The 19,344-nt window shown below is 69.8% G+C and carries 14 protein-coding genes; 7 read left to right on the forward strand and 7 right to left on the reverse strand.

Annotation, left to right across the window (positions count from 1 at the left end; genetic code table 11):
• Positions 1-19: 19 nt before the first annotated feature.
• From ACFMRZ_RS32550 to lpdA, 3 genes are read right to left on the reverse strand one after another with little or no spacing between them, the layout of a single operon-like run.
• Positions 20-1,003 (reverse strand): alpha-ketoacid dehydrogenase subunit beta, encoded by a 984-nt coding sequence (locus ACFMRZ_RS32550; protein ID WP_400182060.1) that lies wholly within the window; start codon positions 1,001-1,003, stop codon positions 20-22.
• Positions 1,004-1,023: 20 nt separating this feature from the next.
• On the reverse strand, positions 1,024-2,115 hold the full coding sequence (pdhA, locus tag ACFMRZ_RS32555; protein WP_400182061.1) for a pyruvate dehydrogenase (acetyl-transferring) E1 component subunit alpha: 1,092 nt from the start codon (positions 2,113-2,115) through the stop codon (positions 1,024-1,026).
• Between the two features lie 12 nt (positions 2,116-2,127).
• Positions 2,128-3,576, reverse strand: coding sequence for a dihydrolipoyl dehydrogenase (gene lpdA, locus ACFMRZ_RS32560; RefSeq protein ID WP_400182063.1), 1,449 nt, complete (start codon positions 3,574-3,576; stop codon positions 2,128-2,130).
• A 437-nt stretch (positions 3,577-4,013) separates the two neighbouring features.
• Between lpdA and ACFMRZ_RS32565 the strand changes: the two genes are divergently transcribed.
• Positions 4,014-4,931 carry an alpha/beta hydrolase gene (locus ACFMRZ_RS32565; protein ID WP_400182064.1) on the forward strand — a complete coding sequence of 306 codons (918 nt, stop codon included), beginning with the start codon at positions 4,014-4,016 and terminating at the stop codon, positions 4,929-4,931.
• Between the two features lie 12 nt (positions 4,932-4,943).
• On the opposite strand, the gene ACFMRZ_RS32570 is transcribed toward ACFMRZ_RS32565, so the two are convergent.
• From ACFMRZ_RS32570 to ACFMRZ_RS32580, 3 genes are all read right to left on the reverse strand, one after another.
• Positions 4,944-6,125 carry a CdaR family transcriptional regulator gene (locus ACFMRZ_RS32570; RefSeq protein ID WP_280271931.1) on the reverse strand — a complete coding sequence of 394 codons (1,182 nt, stop codon included), beginning with the start codon at positions 6,123-6,125 and terminating at the stop codon, positions 4,944-4,946.
• A gap of 34 nt (positions 6,126-6,159) precedes the next feature.
• Positions 6,160-8,616 (reverse strand): hypothetical protein, encoded by a 2,457-nt coding sequence (locus ACFMRZ_RS32575; RefSeq protein ID WP_400182065.1) that lies wholly within the window; start codon positions 8,614-8,616, stop codon positions 6,160-6,162.
• Positions 8,617-8,921: 305 nt separating this feature from the next.
• On the reverse strand, positions 8,922-10,418 hold the full coding sequence (locus tag ACFMRZ_RS32580) for a PucR family transcriptional regulator (RefSeq protein ID WP_400182066.1): 1,497 nt from the start codon (positions 10,416-10,418) through the stop codon (positions 8,922-8,924).
• A 238-nt stretch (positions 10,419-10,656) separates the two neighbouring features.
• Here ACFMRZ_RS32580 and ACFMRZ_RS32585 point away from each other — a divergent pair, with 238 nt between their 5' ends.
• From ACFMRZ_RS32585 to ACFMRZ_RS32610, 6 genes are all read left to right on the forward strand, one after another.
• Positions 10,657-11,526, forward strand: coding sequence for an FAD binding domain-containing protein (locus tag ACFMRZ_RS32585; protein WP_400182068.1), 870 nt, complete (start codon positions 10,657-10,659; stop codon positions 11,524-11,526).
• Positions 11,526-12,002 carry a (2Fe-2S)-binding protein gene (locus ACFMRZ_RS32590; RefSeq protein WP_280367278.1) on the forward strand — a complete coding sequence of 159 codons (477 nt, stop codon included), beginning with the start codon at positions 11,526-11,528 and terminating at the stop codon, positions 12,000-12,002. Before ACFMRZ_RS32585 ends, ACFMRZ_RS32590 begins: the two co-directional genes overlap by 1 nt.
• Positions 11,999-13,348 carry an 8-oxoguanine deaminase gene (locus tag ACFMRZ_RS32595; protein ID WP_400182069.1) on the forward strand — a complete coding sequence of 450 codons (1,350 nt, stop codon included), beginning with the start codon at positions 11,999-12,001 and terminating at the stop codon, positions 13,346-13,348. Before ACFMRZ_RS32590 ends, ACFMRZ_RS32595 begins: the two co-directional genes overlap by 4 nt.
• A gap of 2 nt (positions 13,349-13,350) precedes the next feature.
• Entirely contained in the window at positions 13,351-15,681 is a 2,331-nt protein-coding gene (locus tag ACFMRZ_RS32600; protein WP_400182070.1) for a xanthine dehydrogenase family protein molybdopterin-binding subunit, read from the forward strand.
• 74 nt (positions 15,682-15,755) lie between these two features.
• Entirely contained in the window at positions 15,756-17,189 is a 1,434-nt protein-coding gene (locus tag ACFMRZ_RS32605; RefSeq protein ID WP_400182071.1) for an NCS2 family permease, read from the forward strand.
• A 5-nt stretch (positions 17,190-17,194) separates the two neighbouring features.
• Positions 17,195-18,304, forward strand: a complete 1,110-nt coding sequence (locus tag ACFMRZ_RS32610) for an XdhC family protein (RefSeq protein ID WP_400182072.1) — start codon at positions 17,195-17,197, stop codon at positions 18,302-18,304.
• 25 nt (positions 18,305-18,329) lie between these two features.
• On the opposite strand, the gene ACFMRZ_RS32615 is transcribed toward ACFMRZ_RS32610, so the two are convergent.
• Positions 18,330-19,283 (reverse strand): LLM class flavin-dependent oxidoreductase, encoded by a 954-nt coding sequence (locus tag ACFMRZ_RS32615; RefSeq protein WP_400182073.1) that lies wholly within the window; start codon positions 19,281-19,283, stop codon positions 18,330-18,332.
• Positions 19,284-19,344 lie beyond the last annotated feature (61 nt).

Consider the following 19,344-nt stretch of genomic DNA (forward strand, 5'->3'; position numbering starts at 1 on the left):
GTGGGCGTGCGGGCGGCGCTCACCGGCGGCGGCCCACGGCCGCAAGGGTTTCCACCGCGGCGGTGTACAGCGAATCGGCGGAGGGGAGCGCGAGCCGCTCCAGCGGCTTGGCGTAGGGCAGCGGCACCTCGGCCATCGCCACCCGGCGCACGGGCGCGTCCAGATAGTCGAAGGCCCCGTCGGAGATCGAGGCGGCGACCTCGGCGCCGATACCGTAGGTGAGCCAGTCGTCCTCGCCGATCACCGCGCAGCCCGTCTTGCGCACCGATGCCACCAGGGTGTCGCGGTCCAGCGGCCGCAGGCTGCGCAGATCGATCACCTCGGCCGAGATCCCCTCCGCGGCCAGCCGTTCGGCCACCTGCGTGGCGACCGTGGCCATCCGCGAGTAGCCGATCAGCGTGATGTCCGTGCCCGGCCGCGTGACCGCGGCCTTGCCGATCTGTATCGGCGGAAGGTTGTCGGGCACTTCGCCTTTGGTGTTGTAGAGCGACAGATTCTCCAGGAACAGCACCGGATCGTCGTCGGTGATCGCCGCCTGCAGCAGCGCGCGGGCATCGGCGGGCGTACTCGGCGCGACCACCTTCAGGCCGGGCACGAAGGCGTAGTACAGCTCGATGTTCTGCGAATGCGTCGCGCCGAGTTGCTGTCCGCCGCCGCCGGGAGTGCGGATCACCATCGGCACACTGGTCTGGCCGCCGAACATGCCGTAGATCTTGGCGGCGTGGTTGACGATCTGATCCAGCGCGAGCAACGAGAAGTTGATCGTCATGATCTCCACGACGGGGCGCAGCCCGAGCATGGCCGCGCCGATGGCGGCACCGACGAAACCCTCCTCGGCGATCGGTGTGTCGCGCACCCGCTTCTCGCCGAACTCGGCGAGCAGACCGGCGGTGATCTTGTAGGAACCCTCGAAGACGCCGATCTCCTCGCCGATGAGCAGGATGTCGTCGTCGCGGCGCATCTCCTGGCGCAGGGTGTCGCGCAGGGCCTCGCGATAGGTCATGACAGGCACGGTGGCAGTCCTCAGGCTGTGAAGAGCGGGTCGGCGGGCAGGCGGCGGGAATCGCCGGGCACCGGGGTGGCGTAGTTGTAGTCGAACAGGCTGTCCGGCTCCGGGTGCGGGCTGGCATCGGCGAATGCCACCGCCGCCTCGACACCCTCGCGCACCTCGGCCTCGAGGTCGGCGGTGTCCTGTTCCGACAGCACCCCGGCCGCGACCAGTTCGGCCGCGAACCGGACGATCGGATCGTGCTCGCGGGCGGCCGAGACGTCCTCGGCGGAACGGTATTTCGCCGGGTCGACCACCGAATGCCCCTTGAGGCGGTGGCTGACCGCCTCCAGCAGCGCCGGTTTGCCTTCGCGCCGAGCGCCTTCCAGCAGTTCGGCGGCGACATCGCGGACCGCCAGCACGTCGGTGCCGTCCACCCGCTCGCCGCGCATCCGGTAGGACTCGGCCCGCTTGTACAGGTCGGGTTCGGCCGACGACCGCTCGACCGTGGTGCCCATGCCGGTCCGGTTGTTGATCACCAGGAACAGCACCGGCAGCCGCCACAGCGCCGCGATGTTCAGCGACTCGTGGAAGGCGCCGATATTCGTTGTGCCGTCGCCCATCTGGCACACCACGACATCGTCGCCGCCGCGGTAGTCGATGGCCAGCGCGGCGCCGACGGCCAGCGGAACCTGACCGCCCACGATGGCGTAGCCGCCCAGCAGCCGGGTCGCGGTGTCGTACATGTGCATCGACCCGCCCCAGCCCTTGGAGGTGCCGGTGGTGCGGCCGTACAGCTCGGCCATCACGCGGCCGGGCTCGATGCCCTTGGCCAGGGCGTAGCCGTGTTCGCGGTAGTTCGTGAACAGATAGTCGGTGGGCCGCATGGCCGCCGCCAGGCCGACGACGGTGGCCTCCTCACCGAGATTGAGGTGGCAGTAGCCGCCGATCTTGGCCTGCTGGTAGCTCTGCGCGGTGCGCTCCTCGAACCGGCGCACGAACAGCATGTCGCGGTAGAGCCCGCGTAGTGTCTGCGGGTCCTCGTCGGCGAACCTGTTGTCCGCCTTGGCTTCCGGCTTGGGGGCGGCCTTGCGTGCGCTCTTGCGCGGGGCGGTGGTCGTGGTCACGGGTGGGACTCCTCAACGCTTGCGCGGCGCGATGTGTACCGGCAGGCCGAGCCCGGTCAGGGCCGCCTCCATGCCGATCTCGCCGAGGGTGGGGTGGGCGTGGATGGTATCGGCGAGTTCGTCGAGGGTCGCCTCCAGCGTGATGGCGAGGGCGCCCTCGGTGATCAGGTCGCTGGCCGACGGGCCGATGATGTGCACGCCGAGCACTTCCTGATGATGTTGCCCGGCAACGATCTTCATGAAGCCCTCGGTGTCGCCGAAGGTCCGCGGCCGGCCCAGCGCCGCGAACGGAAACTTCGCGGTCAGCACCTGGTGACCGGCCGCGCGCGCCTGCTCCTCGGTGAGGCCCACGGAGGCGATCTCGGGGTGGGTGAAGGTCGCCGCGGGGATTACGGTGTAGTCGATGTGCGCGGGGTGTCCGGCGATCACGTCGGCGGCGGTGAGCCCCTGGTGCGAGGCGACGTGCGCGAGCAGCGCCCGGCCGGTGACGTCGCCGATGGCGTAGACGTGTTCGACGCCGGTCCGCAATTGGTCGTCGACCGCGATGAAACCCCGTGCGTCCGTGCCGATTCCGGTGGCGGCCAGGCCCAGGTCCGCGGTGTTGGGGCGGCGGCCCACGCCCACGAGCACCACATCGGCGTCGAGTTCACGGGCGTGCGGCCCGCCGACGGTCACGCGCAACGGTTCGGCCGCCGTGATCGATTCGACCGTCGAGCCCGTCAGCACGGTGATGCCGCGCTGGGTGAACGAGCGGCCCAGTGCGGTCCCGATGTCCTTGTCCTCCAAGGGAACCAGGCGATCCTGGAGCTCGACGATCGTGACCTCGGCGCCGAAGGTGGCGAACAGGCTGGCCCATTCGGCGCCGACCGCGCTGCCGCCGACCACCACCAGTCGCCGGGGCACCTCGGTCAGTCCGAATGCGCCGTCGGAGGTGACCACGCCGGGCAGTTCGGCCCCTGGGATCGGCAGCCGCGCGGGGACCGAGCCGGTCGCGATGATCACGTCCCGGGCATCGACGCGGCGGATCGGGGTGGTCGGGGCGGCGGCGTAGCGCGGGCCGCCGGGGAAGATCGGCGACGGGCCCACCTCGTGCACCTCGACGGTGGTGGGCCCGGTGAACCGGGCGTGGCCCTCGAGCACGGTCACGCCGTTGGCCCGCAGCAGGCCCGCGACGCCGTCGGTGAGTTCCTTGACGACGCCGTCCTTGCGCTGGCGCACGGCGCCGAAATCGAACCGGACGTTGTCGGCCAGCACACCGAAATCGGCTGCGGCGCTGACAGTCTGGAAGACCTCGGCGGAGCGCAGCATGGCCTTGGTCGGGATGCAGCCCCAGTTCAGGCAGACGCCGCCGGGCCGCTCCTTCTCCACCAGGCCGACCGACAGCCCACGCTGCGCCGCGCGGATGGCGGCCACGTATCCGCCCGGGCCCCCGCCCACGACCAAAAGATCGAATTCCGGCACTCGTGGTGCTCCTAGTCTCGACGATTCCGACCCCGCCCAGGTTGTGGCACGGGTCATCGCCCACGAGTCTCGTCGCCACGCAGTGCACAAACAATGACTCGAAAGCCCAGGAATCACGCTTCGAAAATGGGCTCCGAGCCCAATCGACCGAATGGTTCGCTCGTGACACGCCACTGCGAGACACACCGAACGGCCGATCCTTCGTGGTTCGGTGCCGGAAGATTGCCAGGCCGGCCGCGTCCAGCGCACCACACGGCCGGACCTGTGTTTCGCCGCCGGGTGCCGGCCGCCGCGGCTGGTTGCTGCGATCCGCCTGTCCCGCAAGCCGATCGATGACATGCGGGCCGCGACGCGCTGATCTTCTCGGGATTGCTGCGCCCGGGTGATCTTCCGCGTACAACGGAATGGTGAGGGCTTCGAGGTGGTCGGCCGCGCTCATGAGTGTGCTGATGGGCGCCGTCGCTATAGGGTTCGTGTCCAGTGGTACGGCGTCGGCCGCCGGGGAGGCGCGGGTGGTCGGCGAGCACCCCTTGGGCGGCTCCGTCGCGCAGGTGGACGTCTACTCCCCAGCGATGGACCGCGTGGTGAGCAACCGGGTGATCCGTGCCGCCGGGGGCTCCGCGCCCACGCTCTACCTGCTGACGGGCATCGGCGGCGGCCTGGACGGCATCTCCTGGTGGGACGATACGGATGTGCGGGATTTCTTCGCCGACAAGCACGTCAACGTGGTGATGCCGATCGGCGGCGCGTACAGCATGTACACCGACTGGGTCACCGACGATCCCGTGGTCGGCCGCGGGCGCTGGCAGACCTTCCTGACCCAGGAGCTGCCCGCGGCGCTCGATTCGCATCTGGGCAGCACCGGCCGCAACGCCGTCGCCGGAGTGTCGATGAGCGCCGCCTCGGCCATCGACCTGGCGATTCAGGCGCCGGAACGCTACAACGCGGTCGCCGCCTACAGCGGTTGCCCGTGGTCCTCGGATCCCGCCGGAATCGGCCTGGTCTCGGCGCAAGTCGTCCGGGGTGGCGCCAACCCCGGGAACATGTGGGGCTTGCCGGGCACGGGGGCCTGGCCCGCGCACGACGCGTTCGCCCGCGCCGGCGCGCTGGCGGGTAAGACCATCTACCTGTCGGCGGCCACCGGCACGCCGGGCGCCATCGATGAGGGCGGTCTGCCCTTCCCGCCGGTCGAGGCGATCGCCAGCGCCTGCACCGGGGCCTTCGCGGGACGGCTCGCTCAACTCGGTATCCCCGCGATCCATGTGAACCGGCCGGAGGGCTCGCACACCTGGGGTCAATTCGAGGCCGATCTGCACGACTCCTGGCCGCACCTGGCCGCCGCGCTGGGCGCGTGAGGGGCGGCGTTCTCAGGGCAACTGCAGTGCGGCGAGGGCCAGCGACAGCTCCACGTAGGAGCGCTGGCCCTCCAACGGCCGTCCGAGCAACGTCGAAATCCGTTGCAGCCGATTGATCACCGTGTTGCGGTGGCAGTGCAGGCGCGGTGCGGCATTGGCGGCCGAGCAGTTCTCCGCCAGCCAGGTCGCGAGGGTCTGCAACAGAATGTCGCGCTCCTTCGCGGGTAGCTCCAGCACCGGTCCCAGGACGTGCGCCACCAACTGGTCGGCCAGGTCGGGGGAGCGGGTCAGCAGCGCCTCCGGGTAGCGCTCGTCCAGTGCCACCAATCCCGTGGCGTCGGTGGGCAGCGTCTCCAGCGCGGTGAGCGCCGACGCGTGCGCCGAATCCACTTGCGCGAGACCGGGAACGGCGGGGGAGGCGCCCGCGCGCCCGCGCACCAGGGGCCGCAGATGCCGCAGCACGTCGTCGCTGTCGCGGTGCTCCAGCGCCACCAGGCCGATGGTGGTGTCCATGTGGTCGTGCCACACCGAGCGAATACCCAAGGCGGACAGCGTGGTTTCGGCGCCCGCGCGCAATGGACGGTCGTCTCCGCGGGCGGCCACCACCAGGTACGCCCCGTGGCTCGGCAGGTTCAACTCGCGCGCGGCCCGGGCGGCGAACCCCGCGTCGTGCGCCCGTCCCGCGAGCAGATCCTCGATCAGCGCGTGGCGGCGGCGCTCGTCGCGGCGCACCTGCTCGAGTTCGGTGTTGCGGTAGGAGGTGACCAGCGCGGAGGACAGTCCATCGATGACCGTCCACATCGCCGTCCCGGCCTCCCGGATCTCCTGCGGCCCCGCGTTCTCGGCCTTGTCCAGCAGCGCCTCCCACACGATGCCGCCGCCGAGCCGGAACGTGCGCAGCATCGCCTCCAGCGGGACGCCCTGTTCGGCGCGGTGCCGCCCGATCGACGCCGCCACGCCGTCGCGCTCGGGATCACCGGGCTCGCCGCCCAGCAACTGCAGGATGCGCGTCAGGTAGCGGCGGCAGCCGTCGCGCAGTTCCGCCCGCGGCACCGAGGTGTAGTCGGTCCATTCCGGGTTGTCGGTGAAGATCGCCGAGATCAAACGGCTGGTCAGTCGCGGGATATCGGCCTGGCAGGCGTCCGCCAGCGTCCGGGTCCCCGGAGTCGACAGGGGTGGATGCGGCGCGGCCATGGCGGTTCACGCTACCGCCCGCGCCGGATCGGCCTCAACGAAGCATGCGTGCGAACTCCCCGCTCATGGCTCCCCGCCACGCCGACTGCCACGCGGCCGTCGCGGGCGTGGCGCCCGGTGTCGCCAGCGAGTTCCACGGAGTTCGCGACCGGCCCGAGGCCCACTGGTCGGTGGTGCTCGCGGCGGCGATATGGCGCCTGGCGTCTCGCAGCAACTGGTAGTTGCCGGGATCGCGCATCACGTTGTCGACCGATTCCAGCACCTGGGTGGCGTGGCGGTTACCGATGGCCGCCAGCATGCGGCCCGCGCCGTCCTTGCCGCCGACGTTCGCGAGCATCCCCGTGGCCTGCGCGGTGTCACCGTCGGCCAGTTTCTGCAACTGCTTGATCTTCGCCTGGGTCGGGTCGGCCATGTAGTCGTTGATGAAATCCTGTTGTGCTCCGGTGTAGGCGCCGCCGTCGAGCGTCACGCCCAGGGGATTCGCGCGATGGAAGCGGAACGCGGCGGCCTGCAAGGTCGCCATGTCGGCGGCGGCCTCCTCGGCGCTGCCGCGACCGTGCACGAGGTTGTTCGCGGACTCCTGCGCTCGTTTGGCCGCGGCGACGACGTGCCCGAGATGTTTGTCGGCGAGCGTTTCGTCATCGGCATTCGAGTCGACGATCTGCCACGACCGGATGGAGTGGTGCATGACGTTCTGGTCGTTGAAACCGATGGACCTGAGGAGGGCCCATGCGTCGCTGCCGCTGCCGCCGAGGTCCTCCAGACCCTGGAGTGCCGCGGCCGCACCGCGAAAAGTGTTGATTCCACCGTTCTGCGCGGCCGCCTCGCGCGCACCCGCCTCGAATTGCTCCCATTTCATATACGACCGCGCGTACGTCCCGTCGGGACCGCCGACACCCGGCGAACCCCAGAAACCCCACTGCCCCTTCTGCGCAGCCCGCTCCATGCGAGCGTTCGGCCGCAGCGGTGAGCGGGTCGCCCCGAACAGCCATTCGGTCACCGGCGAATTGCTCACCGTACTCACCGCGGCGAGAGCGGGCAGCAGGCCCGCGCTCATCGAATGACCCACGCTCGCGGTCCCCATGCCCAGCGCCTTGGCGCCACCGCCACCGCCGCCGGCCGCACGATTGCCCTGGGCGGCCAGCGCGAACCGGTTGGCGATCCATTCGTTGCCGTTTTCCAAACTCTTGCTGAGCCGCCGCAGCTGGAATATCGCGACGATCTCCACGATCGCCCCGATCATGAAGACCACCATGACCTGTTCCCCGGCCAGCGCGAACAACTCGCCCAGGATCAGCATGTACACCCCGAGAAAGACGGTGTAAACGGTCATGCGCAGAGCGGCCACGAAGCTGTCCACGATATTGCGGATGAGGAACGTCTGGGTCGGACCGTAGACGAAACCGCCTGCGGCGAAACCGAATATCGACATCATCCCGTGGTAGATGGTGTCCAGGGCGGACTTGATTATCTTGAGTGCCAGCACGGCACCGAACAACAGCAGAATCGCCCCGGAGATGAGCAGCAGCAGCCCGGTCGCGATCTGTTCGAAGTTCGGATTGTCGATCAATTCCTTCGCGGCGCTGTCGCCGCAGGACTGGATCGCCTTCTTCACGCGTTCCTCGTTGCCGGAGGAGATCGCGGCCGACCACGCGGCGCGGCAGCCCGGCCGGGTGTCGATCACATGCCCGTAGTTCCAGACCTGCAACGGGCGCCGCGCGGTGTTGTCGGTCAGGGTGGCCTGCATGGTCGAGACCATGTGGTCCGGGTTGACGGCGGTGTCCCCGTGCAGGCCCGCCGCCACCGTGATGCCGAGATCCCGGCCCTGCGAGAGCCATCCGTGCGGCGACAGCACATCGGCCAGCGGTTCGGCGAGGAACATCGGCCCGAGCACCGCGATCAGCAGCATGGTCACGACCTGCATGGTCGCCTTGGAGTAGAAGCCCCGGGCGACGAACCACGCGACGCAGAAGGCGCCGATCGTCGCGGCCGTGATCAGCATGATCGGCGTCGCGAGCTGTCCGGACAGGCTGTGGGCGACCCCGAGCAGCGGCTTGGCGAGCAGGTTCAGCCACTCGAAGCTGAGGGCGTAGCCGATGAGCCAGATCGCGGTGACGACGATGATCTTCCAGCCCGCGAATTCCATCCCGAGAACGATGGACAGGGCGGTGTTGCCCGGGGTCAGCAGACCGCCGTGGTCGGTGGCGAACAGATAGTTGGACGCCTCCACCCCCGACGAGTCGGCGACGTGGGTCCAGGCGAGCGCGCTGCCCACCGACGATCCCGCGCTGCGGCCGGAGGCCGTGTCGGCCGTGGCCGCCGTGCCCAGCAGACCGGGACAGACGAACAGCACGAAGATAGTGAGCAGGATTCCCGCCGACCAGCGCCGTCGCCGCGTCGCGACTATCCACCCCCGGCAACGCCGGATCACTTCGGGCAGCTGCCATACGGCCGACTGCCACCGATCGGATTTCCAGTTATAGACCGCCACAACCTGTTTCGTTTCTGCGCACGTCGGACCGAAGTTCGGCACACAAAGGAGAGCATGGGTTCAGGCAAACCTCGGGGCCGCTCGACAGTCCCCGGAAACAACCCCTCGAACGCTAACGCGGCGGCATGAACGAGCGCCCTCGGGACGGTGAACAGAGAACTCCGAAAATGCCGGAACCCGTTGGTGTTTCGTCTCCGCTACGCCGTCCGGTGTTCACTGCCGGTTCATTCTCATCGCCCGGCCGTCGCACGCGGTGTGAGGTGCCGCAGCGGTGAATGCCGTTGCGGCATCATCGTGTTCGCGGCTCAGCGCAATGCCAGGGCCAGGAAGAAGTCGACGCGGTCGGCCAGCCGGGACAGGTCGCGCCCGGTCAGTTCCTCGATGCGGGCGATCCGGTAGCGCAGCGTATTGACGTGCACATGCAGCGATTCGGCGCTGCGCGCCCAGGAGCCGGACGTCTCCAGGAAGATCTCCAGCGTGTGCACGAGATCGGCGCTGTTGTTCTGGTCGTAGCTGGTCAGCGGGTCCAGTAGGCGCAGGCGGAACATGCGCCGCACCTCGTCGGGCACGCTGGCCAGCAGCATCATGTGGGTGGCGAGTTCATCGTGGCCGACGACACAGGCGGGGCGGTGGCGGTCGGCGGCCACGCGCCGGGCGTGCCGGGCCTCGTCGACCGCACCGCGCAGCGATTCGCCGTCGACGATGCCGCTCACCCCGATCGACAATCGGCTGCCGCCCAGTCCCGGCTCCAGGGTGTCCAGTGCGGCGTGGATGAGGTCGAGCACGGATTGGTCGGTCGGGATCAGGGCGATCGCCTCGCCGTCGACGACACCGGCGGCCGGCGTTCGGCCGTACAGGATTTCGCGCAGCAGCGCGCGTAATTCCCTGGGGCGCAAGCCGTCCTCGGCGGCCGCGGCCACCGCGACGTAACTGTCGGCGGCCCCGAGCCCGGTCAGCTCCAGCCGCGAAATGATCTCCGCCGGTTTGGCATCGGAGACGATCAGCTGGACCAGCTCCTCGGCGAGCCGTCCTTCGGCGCTCTGCCGGTCGTCCTGCCGGGCGCGTTCCAGCGAGACGACCGCGGCCAGCTCGCCGGTCAGGGCGCGGCGCTCCTCGGTCCAGTCCGACCAGTCGCCGTCGAACACCAGCAGCCAGTCGGCGGCGCGGGAGGTGCCGTGCTCGTCGACGGCGAACAGCGAGTACGGGCGGCCGCCGACGGTGGTCACGCAGGGCAGTCGACGGGCACTCAAGAAATCGGTGACGACCTGTGCGGGCGGGCGCTGATGCGGTCCGGCCACGACACGCCCCGTCGACGACATGACCCAGCAGCGCATGCCCAGATCGCGTTCGATCAGCTCCAGCACCGAGCCCAGTCCGGCGCCGGACACCAGCTGCCGATGCCGGTCCAGAATCGCCGACAGGTCCGCCGCCCGGCCCGTCGACAGGTCGCGGGTGATGCGTTCGGTGACCGTCGCGAACGCCACCGTCTCGTGCACCCGGAACAGCGGGATCCGGTGGCGTCGGCAGGCCGCCACGACATCGTCGGGCGGGGCGCCGTAGCGGGCGTCGCCGGTCGCCAGCGCCGCCACCTTCGCCCGCGCGAGCGCCGCGACGAACGTCTCGCTGTCCGCCGGTTCGCCGCGCCACTGCATGCCGGTGAGCACCAGTTCGCCGCCGGACAGGTACCGGCCCGGGTCGAGCAGGTCCTGGGTGACGACCCAGCGCACGAACCGATCCAGCTCCTCTTCCCCGGTGACGAGTTCCAGCCCCAGGTCCATGGTGAGCAGCGAACGAAGGCGCATGAAACTCGACGCTAACAGCCCGCGGGCCGGGAACGAGCCACCGGAAACATTGCCGTCATCAGTGTTGGAGATACATACAAATACCGCCGTGTGAACTGGCGCACAGTTCGTCGGTCCGGTCGTGGCCGCACCGGCCGGCGCGCGGGTGTACTCGGGGAACACCGATCGAATCCGATGGAGGTCAGATGGCGCAGCAGGTGCCGGGGTATCCGCCCGGGGCAGGCGGGAAGGAGTGACGATGGAATTCCTGCGACCCGGGAATTGGGCGGAAGCGCTGGAAATGAAGGCCGAGCACCCGCGAGCCACTCCGATTCAGGGCGGCACGGATGTCATGGTCGAACTGAATTTCGACAAGGGCCGCCCCGACGCGCTGCTGGACCTGAATCCGTGCCGCGAATTGCGGCGCACCGAGCGGATCGGCGGGCGGCTGCGGATCGGCGCCGGGGTGCCTTATGTCGACATCATTCGTGACCTGGGACGCGAGCTGCCCGCACTGGCACAGGCGGCCCGGACCGTGGGGTCGCCGCAGATCCGCAACCGCGGCTCGGTGGGCGGAAATCTCGGCGCCGCGTCGCCCGCTGGAGACACCCATCCGGCATTGCTGGCGACCGATGCCGTGATCGAGGCGGAATCGACGGCGCGCGGCACCCGCATGATTCCGATCGATGATTTCTATGTGTGGGTCAAGAAGAATGCGCTGGAGCCCGACGAATTGATCCGGGCGATCTGGCTGGAGCCGGCGACCGGGCCGCAGTATTTCGCCAAGGTCGGCACCCGGAATGCCATGGTGATCGCCGTCTGTTCGTTCGCTGTCGCGCTGCATCCGGATCGCCGGGCGGCCGGCGCCGGGATCGGTTCGGCCGGTCCCGTACCGCTGCGTCCGCGCGCGGCCGAGACGTATCTGGCCGAGGCGCTGCCGTGGGACGACCCGGCACCGCTGACCGACGCGGTGGCGCGGGATTTCGGCGCATTGGTCGCGGACGCGGCCCGCCCGATCGACGACGTGCGCGGCACCGCCGACTACCGCAAGCATGCCCTGTCGGTGCTGGCGCGCCGCACGCTGACCTGGGCCTGGAACGATCTGACGGCGCGACGGAGGGCGGCGTGATGCGGGTGAGCTGCGAGGTCAACGGTTCGACCGAGGACGTCGACGACGTGTGGGAGGGCGAGAGCCTGCTCTACCTGCTGCGCGAGCGAATGGGCCTGCCGGGCTCCAAGAACGCCTGCGAGCAAGGCGAATGCGGCTCCTGCACAGTGTATTTGGACGGCACTCCGGTCTGCTCGTGCCTGGTGTCCGCCGGACAGGCGCACGGCCGCTCGGTGCGCACGGTGGAGGGCCTGGCCGCGACGGCCGACGAGCTGGATCCGGTGCAGCAGGCGTTCCTGGAGGCCGGAGCCGTGCAGTGCGGTTTCTGCACCCCCGGCCTGATCGTGCAGGCGCACGACCTGATCGAGCGCAACCCGCGGCCCTCGGACGTCGAGATTCGCGAGGCGCTCGCCGGAAACCTCTGTCGCTGTACGGGTTACGAGAAGATCCTGGACGCGGTGCGCGCGGCGGCCGAACGAAAGGCGGTGTCCGGATGACGCATTCGCTGATCATCGAAAATGCCTATCTCGCACCGGTTGTCGGTGAGGAGATCCCCAGCGGATACCTCACCGTGGAGAACGGCCGGATCACCGGGATCGGCGCGGGCCCGGCGCCGCGCCTCGAGGGCGCCGAACGTCTCGACGGCACCGGCTGCCTGGTCACCCCGGGTCTGGTCAACACCCACCATCACCTGTACCAGTGGGCCACCCAGGGCCGCTACCAGGATTCGACCCTGTTCGAATGGCTGACCGGGCTGTATCGCACCTGGTCGCGCATCGACGCCGAGGTCACCTACGGCGCCGCCGCGGCGGGCCTGTCGTGGCTGGCGTTGAGCGGCGCCACCACCTCCTCCGATCATCACTACATCTTCCCGAAGGGGCGCGGCGACCTGTTCGAGGCCGAGGTGCGGGCCGCCGCCGAGGTGGGATTGCGCTTCCACCCGTGCCGCGGATCGATGGATCGCGGGCAATCCGACGGTGGCCTGCCGCCGGACGAGGTTGTCGAGCAGACCGACGAAATCCTCACCGCCACAGTGGAAACCATCGACCGGTACCACGACCCGTCGTTCGACTCGATGCTGCGCGTCGCGGTCGCGCCGTGCTCGCCGTTCTCGGTGAGCGAGACCCTGCTGCGCGAATCGGCCGCCCTGGCCCGGGACAGGGGCGTGCGCCTGCACACCCACCTCGCCGAGACCCTGGACGAGGAACAGTACTGCCGCGAGCACATGGGTTGCACGCCGGTGGAATACATGGAGAAGATCGGCTGGCTCGGCGACGACGTGTGGTTCGCCCACGCGGTGCACCTGCACGACAAGGACATTCAGCGTTTCGCCGACACCGGCAGCGGCACCGCGCACTGCCCCAGTTCCAACGCCCGTCTCGGCGCGGGGATCGCCCGGGTCTCGGACCTGCTGGCCGCGGGCGCCCCCGTCGGGCTCGGGGTGGACGGCGCCGCCTCCAGCGAGCTGACCTCGATGGCCGGGGAAATGCGCCAGGCCTTGCTGTTCCAGCGGGCGATACACGGTCCGCAGGCGCTCACCGCACGCCAGGCGCTGTGGATGGCCACCCTGGGCGGCGCCCGGAATCTGGGCCGGCACCGGGAAATCGGCAGTCTCGAGCCGGGCAAGCTCGCCGATCTCGCGGTCTGGCGCGTCGACGGCTTCCGCGCGGCGCTCGGTGATCCGGTCTGCGCACTGGTCTTCGGTCCCACCCCGCCCCTGGCGCGACTGCTCGTCGGCGGCCGCACCGTGGTGGAGGACGACGAACTGCGCACCGTCTCCCAGGATGCCGTCGCCCGCGCGGGAGCCGCGGCTCGTCACCGCTTACTGCGCGAGGAGCGATAGTCATGACATCGACACGTTCGACCCGATTCCCGGAGCGAGTCGCCGCGCCCGGCAAGGGCGGGATCGGCGCCAGCCCGCTGCGGCCGGACGGCACGCTGAAGGTGAAGGGCGAGTTCGCCTATTCCTCCGATCTCTGGATGGACGGCATGCTGTGGGGGACGACGCTGCGCAGCCCGCACCCGCGCGCCCGCATCCTCGCGATCGATATCGCTCCGGCGCTGGCGCTGCCCGGCGTGCACGCGGTGCTCACCTGCGACGACGTGCCCGGCCGCAAGCACTACGGTCTCGACCACACCTGGGATCAGCCGGTGCTGGCCATCGGCGAGGTGCGCCACCAGGGCGAGCCGATCGCGCTGGTCGCCGCCGACCATCCCGAGATCGCCCGGCGCGCCATGCAGGCCATCGAGATCGAGTGGGAGGTACTGGAGCCCGTCACCGATCCCGTTGCGGTGGTGGACGATCCGGTGACACATCGGGTGCAGGAGCGCGGCGGGATCGCCCGCCACCAGCCGGTCCGGGTCGGTGACGTCGAGGTGGGCCGCGCGCTCGCCGAGGTCGTGGTGTCGGAGAAGTTCGAGGTCGGCATCCAGGACCAGGCGTTCCTCGGACCGGAGTCGGGGCTGGTCGTACCGACCGAGGACGGCGGTCTGGAGTTCTTCGTCGCCACCCAGTGGATGCACAACGATCTGTCGCAGATCGGTCCGTGCCTGCGGCTGCCGTACGAGAAGATCCGCATGACGCTGGCCGGCGTCGGCGGCGCCTTCGGAGGCCGCGAGGACCTGTCGATGCAGATCCACGCGGGCATGCTGGCGATGTACACCGGCCGGCCGATCAAGATGATGTACAACCGGGAGGAGTCCTTCTTCGGTCACGTGCACCGGCATCCGGCGCAGATGTGGTACGAGTACGGCGCCACCCGTGACGGCAAGCTCACCTTCGCGAAGGTGAAGATCGTCCTCGACGGCGGCGCCTACACCTCGGCGACGCTCAACGTCACCGGCAACGCGTCGTCACTTGCCCTGGGCCCCTACGAGTTCCCGCACCTCGAGGTCGACGCCTACGGCGTCTACACCAACAACCCGCCGTGCGGTGCGATGCGCGGCTTCGGTGCGGTGCAGGCCTGCTTCGCCCACGAGTCGATGATGGACAAGCTGGCCGCCGCGCTCGGCCTCGACCCCGTGCACATACGCCAGATCAATGTCGTCGCACAGGGTTCCACGCTGGCGACGGGACAGGTGGTGCACGCGCCGACCCCGCTGCGCGAGATGCTCGGGCAACTGGAGACGATGCCGCTGCCGGAACCGTTGGACACCGACGATATTCGCAACCTGCCCGGCGGGGCCTCGCAGACCACGCACGGCGAGGGCGTGGTGCGCGGGATCGGGTACGGCGTCGGCATCAAGAACATCTGCTTCTCCGAGGGCTTCGACGACTACTCCACGGCCCGGGTGCGGCTGGAAGTCGTTGCGGGCGAACCGGTCGCGCTCGTCCACACCGCGGCGGCCGAGGTGGGTCAGGGGCTGGTGACGGTCGAGGCGCAGATCGCCCGGACCGAACTCGGCGTCGACCGGGTGACGATCCATCCGGCCGACAACGGCGTCGGGGATGCCGGTTCCTCCTCGGCCTCCCGGCAGACCTACATGACCGGTGGCGCGGTCAAGACCGCCTGCGAGGCGGTCCGGGCCCGGGTGTTGGAACTGGCCGTCGCGCAGGGTCACGCCGACGCGGCGAATCTGGTGGGCGGCAAGGTGATCGCCCGCAACGGTGCGGTGCTCGCGGCGCTCGTCGACGTGCTCGATGAGGGGGTCGTCGAAGAGACCCGCGTGTACCAGCATCGGCCGACCACCGGCATGGACCCGGTCACCGGCCAGGGTGACAGCCATACCCAGCTCGCCGTCTGCGTGCACCGCGCCGTGGTGGACGTCGACACCGAGCTGGGGCTGGTCAAGGTCGTCGCCCTGGACGCGGTCCAGGACGTCGGCAAGATCATGAACCGGCTGTCGCTGGAGGGTCAGATCCACGGCGGGTCCGTGCAGGGACTCGGCCTGGCGGTCATGGAGGAAATTCAGGTAACCGACGGAAAGGTGCGCAACCCCTCGTTCACGGACTATCTCATCCCGACCATTCTCGACACTCCGTCGCAGCGGCTGGAGATCCTCGAGAACGCCGACCCGCACGCCCCGTACGGGCTGCGCGGCGCCGGCGAGCCCCCGACGCTCTCCTCCACCCCGGCCATCGTCTCGGCGATTCGCCAGGCCTGCCGGGCCGCCGGCGGCACCGGCCACCTGACCCGGGTGCCGGTCCGCCCGGAGGACATCATCCGAAGCTGCTGACCAACCGCCCGCACCCGAGGTCCGTAAGACGGCACGGACCGCAGGTCGGCACTGCCCTGGGAGGGCATCCGCCAATGACCCAAGTACAGATCCGTACCAGTCCCGCGGCCGCTCGGTCCGCCTTCGACCGGCTGTTCCGTCTCAGCGTGCGGCGCACCACCGTCTCGCGTGAAATCCGCGGCGGCATCACGACTTTCGTCGCGATGGCCTACGTGATCCTGCTCGTCCCGCTGATCCTCGGCGGCGCCACCGACATCGACGGCCGCCACCTCGACATCGCCCAGCTCACCACCGCCACAGCGTTTTCCGCCGGGCTGTCCACCGTCTTGATGGGGCTGGTCGGCAATGTGCCGCTGGCGCTGGCGGCGGGGCTGGGCGTGGTGCCGGTGGTGGCCTTCCAGGCCGCGCCGCACATGACCTGGCCGCAGACCATGGGCCTGGTGGCGCTCATGGGCGTCATCATCGTGATCATGGCGGCGACCGGCCTGCGGACGATGATCATCAACGCCATCCCGCTGGCGTTGAAGAACGCGATCGGGGTCGGAATCGGCATGTTCATCGCCATGATCGGGCTGGTGTCGGCGGGGGTGGTCGGGCACGGTTCGCCGACCGGGCCGCCGGTGGGGCTGGGCCCGGACGGGCACCTGCAGGGCTGGCCGGTGCTGGTGTTCGGGGTCGGCCTGCTGGTGATGCTGGCGCTCTACATCCGAAAGGTGCCGGGCGCCATCCTGATCAGCATCGCGATCGCCACGGCCCTGGCGATCCTCGTCAACGCGGTGGCGGACATCGACGCGGGCGCGTGGGGCACGGTCGTCCCGGAGTTGCCCGACAAACTGTTCGCCGCACCGGATTTCGGCCTCGCGCTGCATATCGATCCACTCGGCGGCTTCGCCCGGGCCGGGGCCGTGACCGCCGGCGTGGTGCTGTTCACGCTGGTACTGACCGGCTTCTTCGACGCGATGGGCACGATCTTCGGGGTGTGTGACGAGGCCGGACTGCTGGACGAGCGCGGCACCATGCCGGGCCTGGGCCGGGTGCTCACCACCGACGGCGTCGCTCAGGTCATCGGCGGCGCCGCGGGTGGCGCGGGCAGCACGGTCTACGTGGAGTCGGCGACGGGTGTCGGTGAGGGCGCCCGTACCGGCTTGGCGAGCGTGGTGACCGGTGGATTGTTCTGCCTGGCAATCTTTTTCACGCCGATCGCGGGCGTGGTGCCGATCCAGGCGGCCGCACCGGCGCTGGTGCTGGTGGGTGCGCTGATGATGACGCAGGCCCGCAAGATCGACTGGGGCGATCTGGAGGTCGCGGTGCCCGCCTTCCTGACCATCGTCGCGATGCCGTTCACCTACTCGATCACCAACGGTGTCGGCGCGGGCCTGATCGCGTACACGGTGATCAAGGCGGCGCGCGGCAAGTTCCGCGAAATCCACTGGCTGGTATGGGTGGTCAGCGTCGTGTTCGCGGGCTACTTCGCCATCTCCGGTATCGAAGTCCTGCTGGGCGGGTGATGATCGTGCGTGAACTGATCGAGCGACTGCGGCAATGGCATGCGGCCGGTACCCGGTACGCCGTGGCCAGCATCATCGGCGTCACCGGCAGCGCGCCGCGGCCGGTGGGCGCGGCGCTGGCCGTGGACGAGGCGGGCACGGTGGTCGGCAGCCTCTCCGGCGGGTGTGTGGAAGGCGCGGTCTACGAGCTGTGCCGGGAGGTGCTGCGCACCGGGCAGCCCCGGCGGGAGACGTTCGGCTACAGCGACTCCGACGCGTTCGCGGTCGGATTGACCTGCGGCGGTGCGCTCGAGGTGTTCGTGCATCCGGTCGGCCCACGCGAACAACAGGTAATCGAGACGGCGTTGTCCAGGGTCGGCCCGGTGGCCTTGGTCCGCGATATGGACAGCGGCGCTGCGCTGGCGCTCGGCCCGGACTGGGCATATGGCGCTCGATTCGACCCTCGAGTAATTGCCGAGGGCCGGGCGATGCTCGATCTGGGCGGTACGGGCATGCGCGTGATCGGTTGCGGTTCAGGGGATTCGGCGAACCCGACCACCGTCTTCGTGGAATCGTTCGTACCGCCGCCCCGCATGCTCGTGTTCGGTGCCATCGACTTCGCGGGAGCGGTCGCGCGCATCGGGAAGTTTCTCGGCTATCACGTGACCGTCTGCGACGCGCGGCCCGTATTCGCCACCCGTGCACGGTTTCCCGAGGCCGACGAGGTGGTGGTGGAGTGGCCGCACCGCTACCTGGCCCGCACCGGGGTCGACGCGCGCACGGTGATCTGCGTGCTCACCCACGACGCGAAATTCGATGTGCCGGTGCTGGAGGTGGCGCTGCGCGGTCCCGCCGCCTATGTGGGCGCCATGGGCTCGCGGCGCACCCACCGCGACCGCCTGGCCCGGCTGCGCGCCGCGGGTCTCACCGAAGCGGCACTGGCACAGCTGCATTCGCCCATCGGCTTGGATCTCGGTGGGCACACGCCGGAGGAGACCGCCGTAGCGGTGGCCGCCGAGATCGTCGCGGTGCGCCGCGGCGGCTCCGGCCGCGCCCTGGCCGCGACCGACGGCCCCATCCACCACGTCGTCGCGCCGGAGGCGGTGGGGCCGCCGCCGATGGGCGCGAGCCGGTAGCTACCTCCACTCCCACACGATCGGGCTACGCGAGCGCGGCGCGCGGCAGCAGGGCCACGACACGAGCCAGCTGGGACTCGAAGGACTCGTGCGACACGGCCGCGATGCGGAGCAGCAGGTGTCGCGCACCGGCTCGGACGTAACGATCCAGTTCGGCGGCCACCTGATCCGCCGAACCGGTGATCATCACCTGGATGGCGCCGACGGCGTCCAGGGACATGCGGTAGGTCGCCTGGCAATACTCCTCCAGCGCGGCCCGGCCGCGTTCCGCGTCGTCGTCTATGTGAACGGTGGCGAAAAGCGCTGGGGTGACCGTGTTCTCGGGCCGTCCCGCGGCCGCACTCGCCGCGGCGATCGCCTCCCGGCCCGATGCGTAGTCGGCGACGTCGGGCGGGTAGGGGAGCCAGCCGTCGTAGAGCCGCCCGGTGCGGGCGAGCGCGGCAGGGGTGATCCCGGCCAGCCAGATCGGCGGGCCACCGGGCCGGTGCGGGCGCGGCACCTCGGGCAGCCAGTCGTATCGAAGCACCTTGCCGTGGAACGGTTCCGAGTTACCCGCCCACAGTTGCCGCCACAGCCGCACCGTGTCGTCCAGATGCGAGAACCGCGTCTTGAACCGCACCCCGGACAGTTCGAATTCCGGTTCGCTGAGACCCGGGAACCCGCCTCCGACACCGAGGATCAGCCGTCCCTCCGACAGCAGATCCAGTGACGCCAGGGTCGATGCCGCCTGCACGGGATGGCGATACGCGGGTATCAGCGCGGCCGTCCCCAGGATGATGCGCTCGGTCGCCGAAGCCGCGGCGGCGAGCAGGGTCAGCGGTTCGACCCGGGCGCGCAACAGCGAATCGCCCACCCACGCCGAGTCGAAGCCCAGGCGTTCCGCCCGCACCACCAGATCCAGCAGCCCCCGCGCCGAACCCCCGGCGGACAGTTGAGCCTGTCCGGCGGGCAACAGCAGTCCGTATCGAATGTCGTTCACGCCCCGAGCATTCGCCGCGGGCGTGCGCCGGACAATTCCCCGGCGGGTATTGCCGCGCCGA

Source organism: Nocardia sp. N2S4-5 (assembly GCF_044628355.1).
Lineage (GTDB): Bacteria > Actinomycetota > Actinomycetes > Mycobacteriales > Mycobacteriaceae > Nocardia > Nocardia wallacei_B.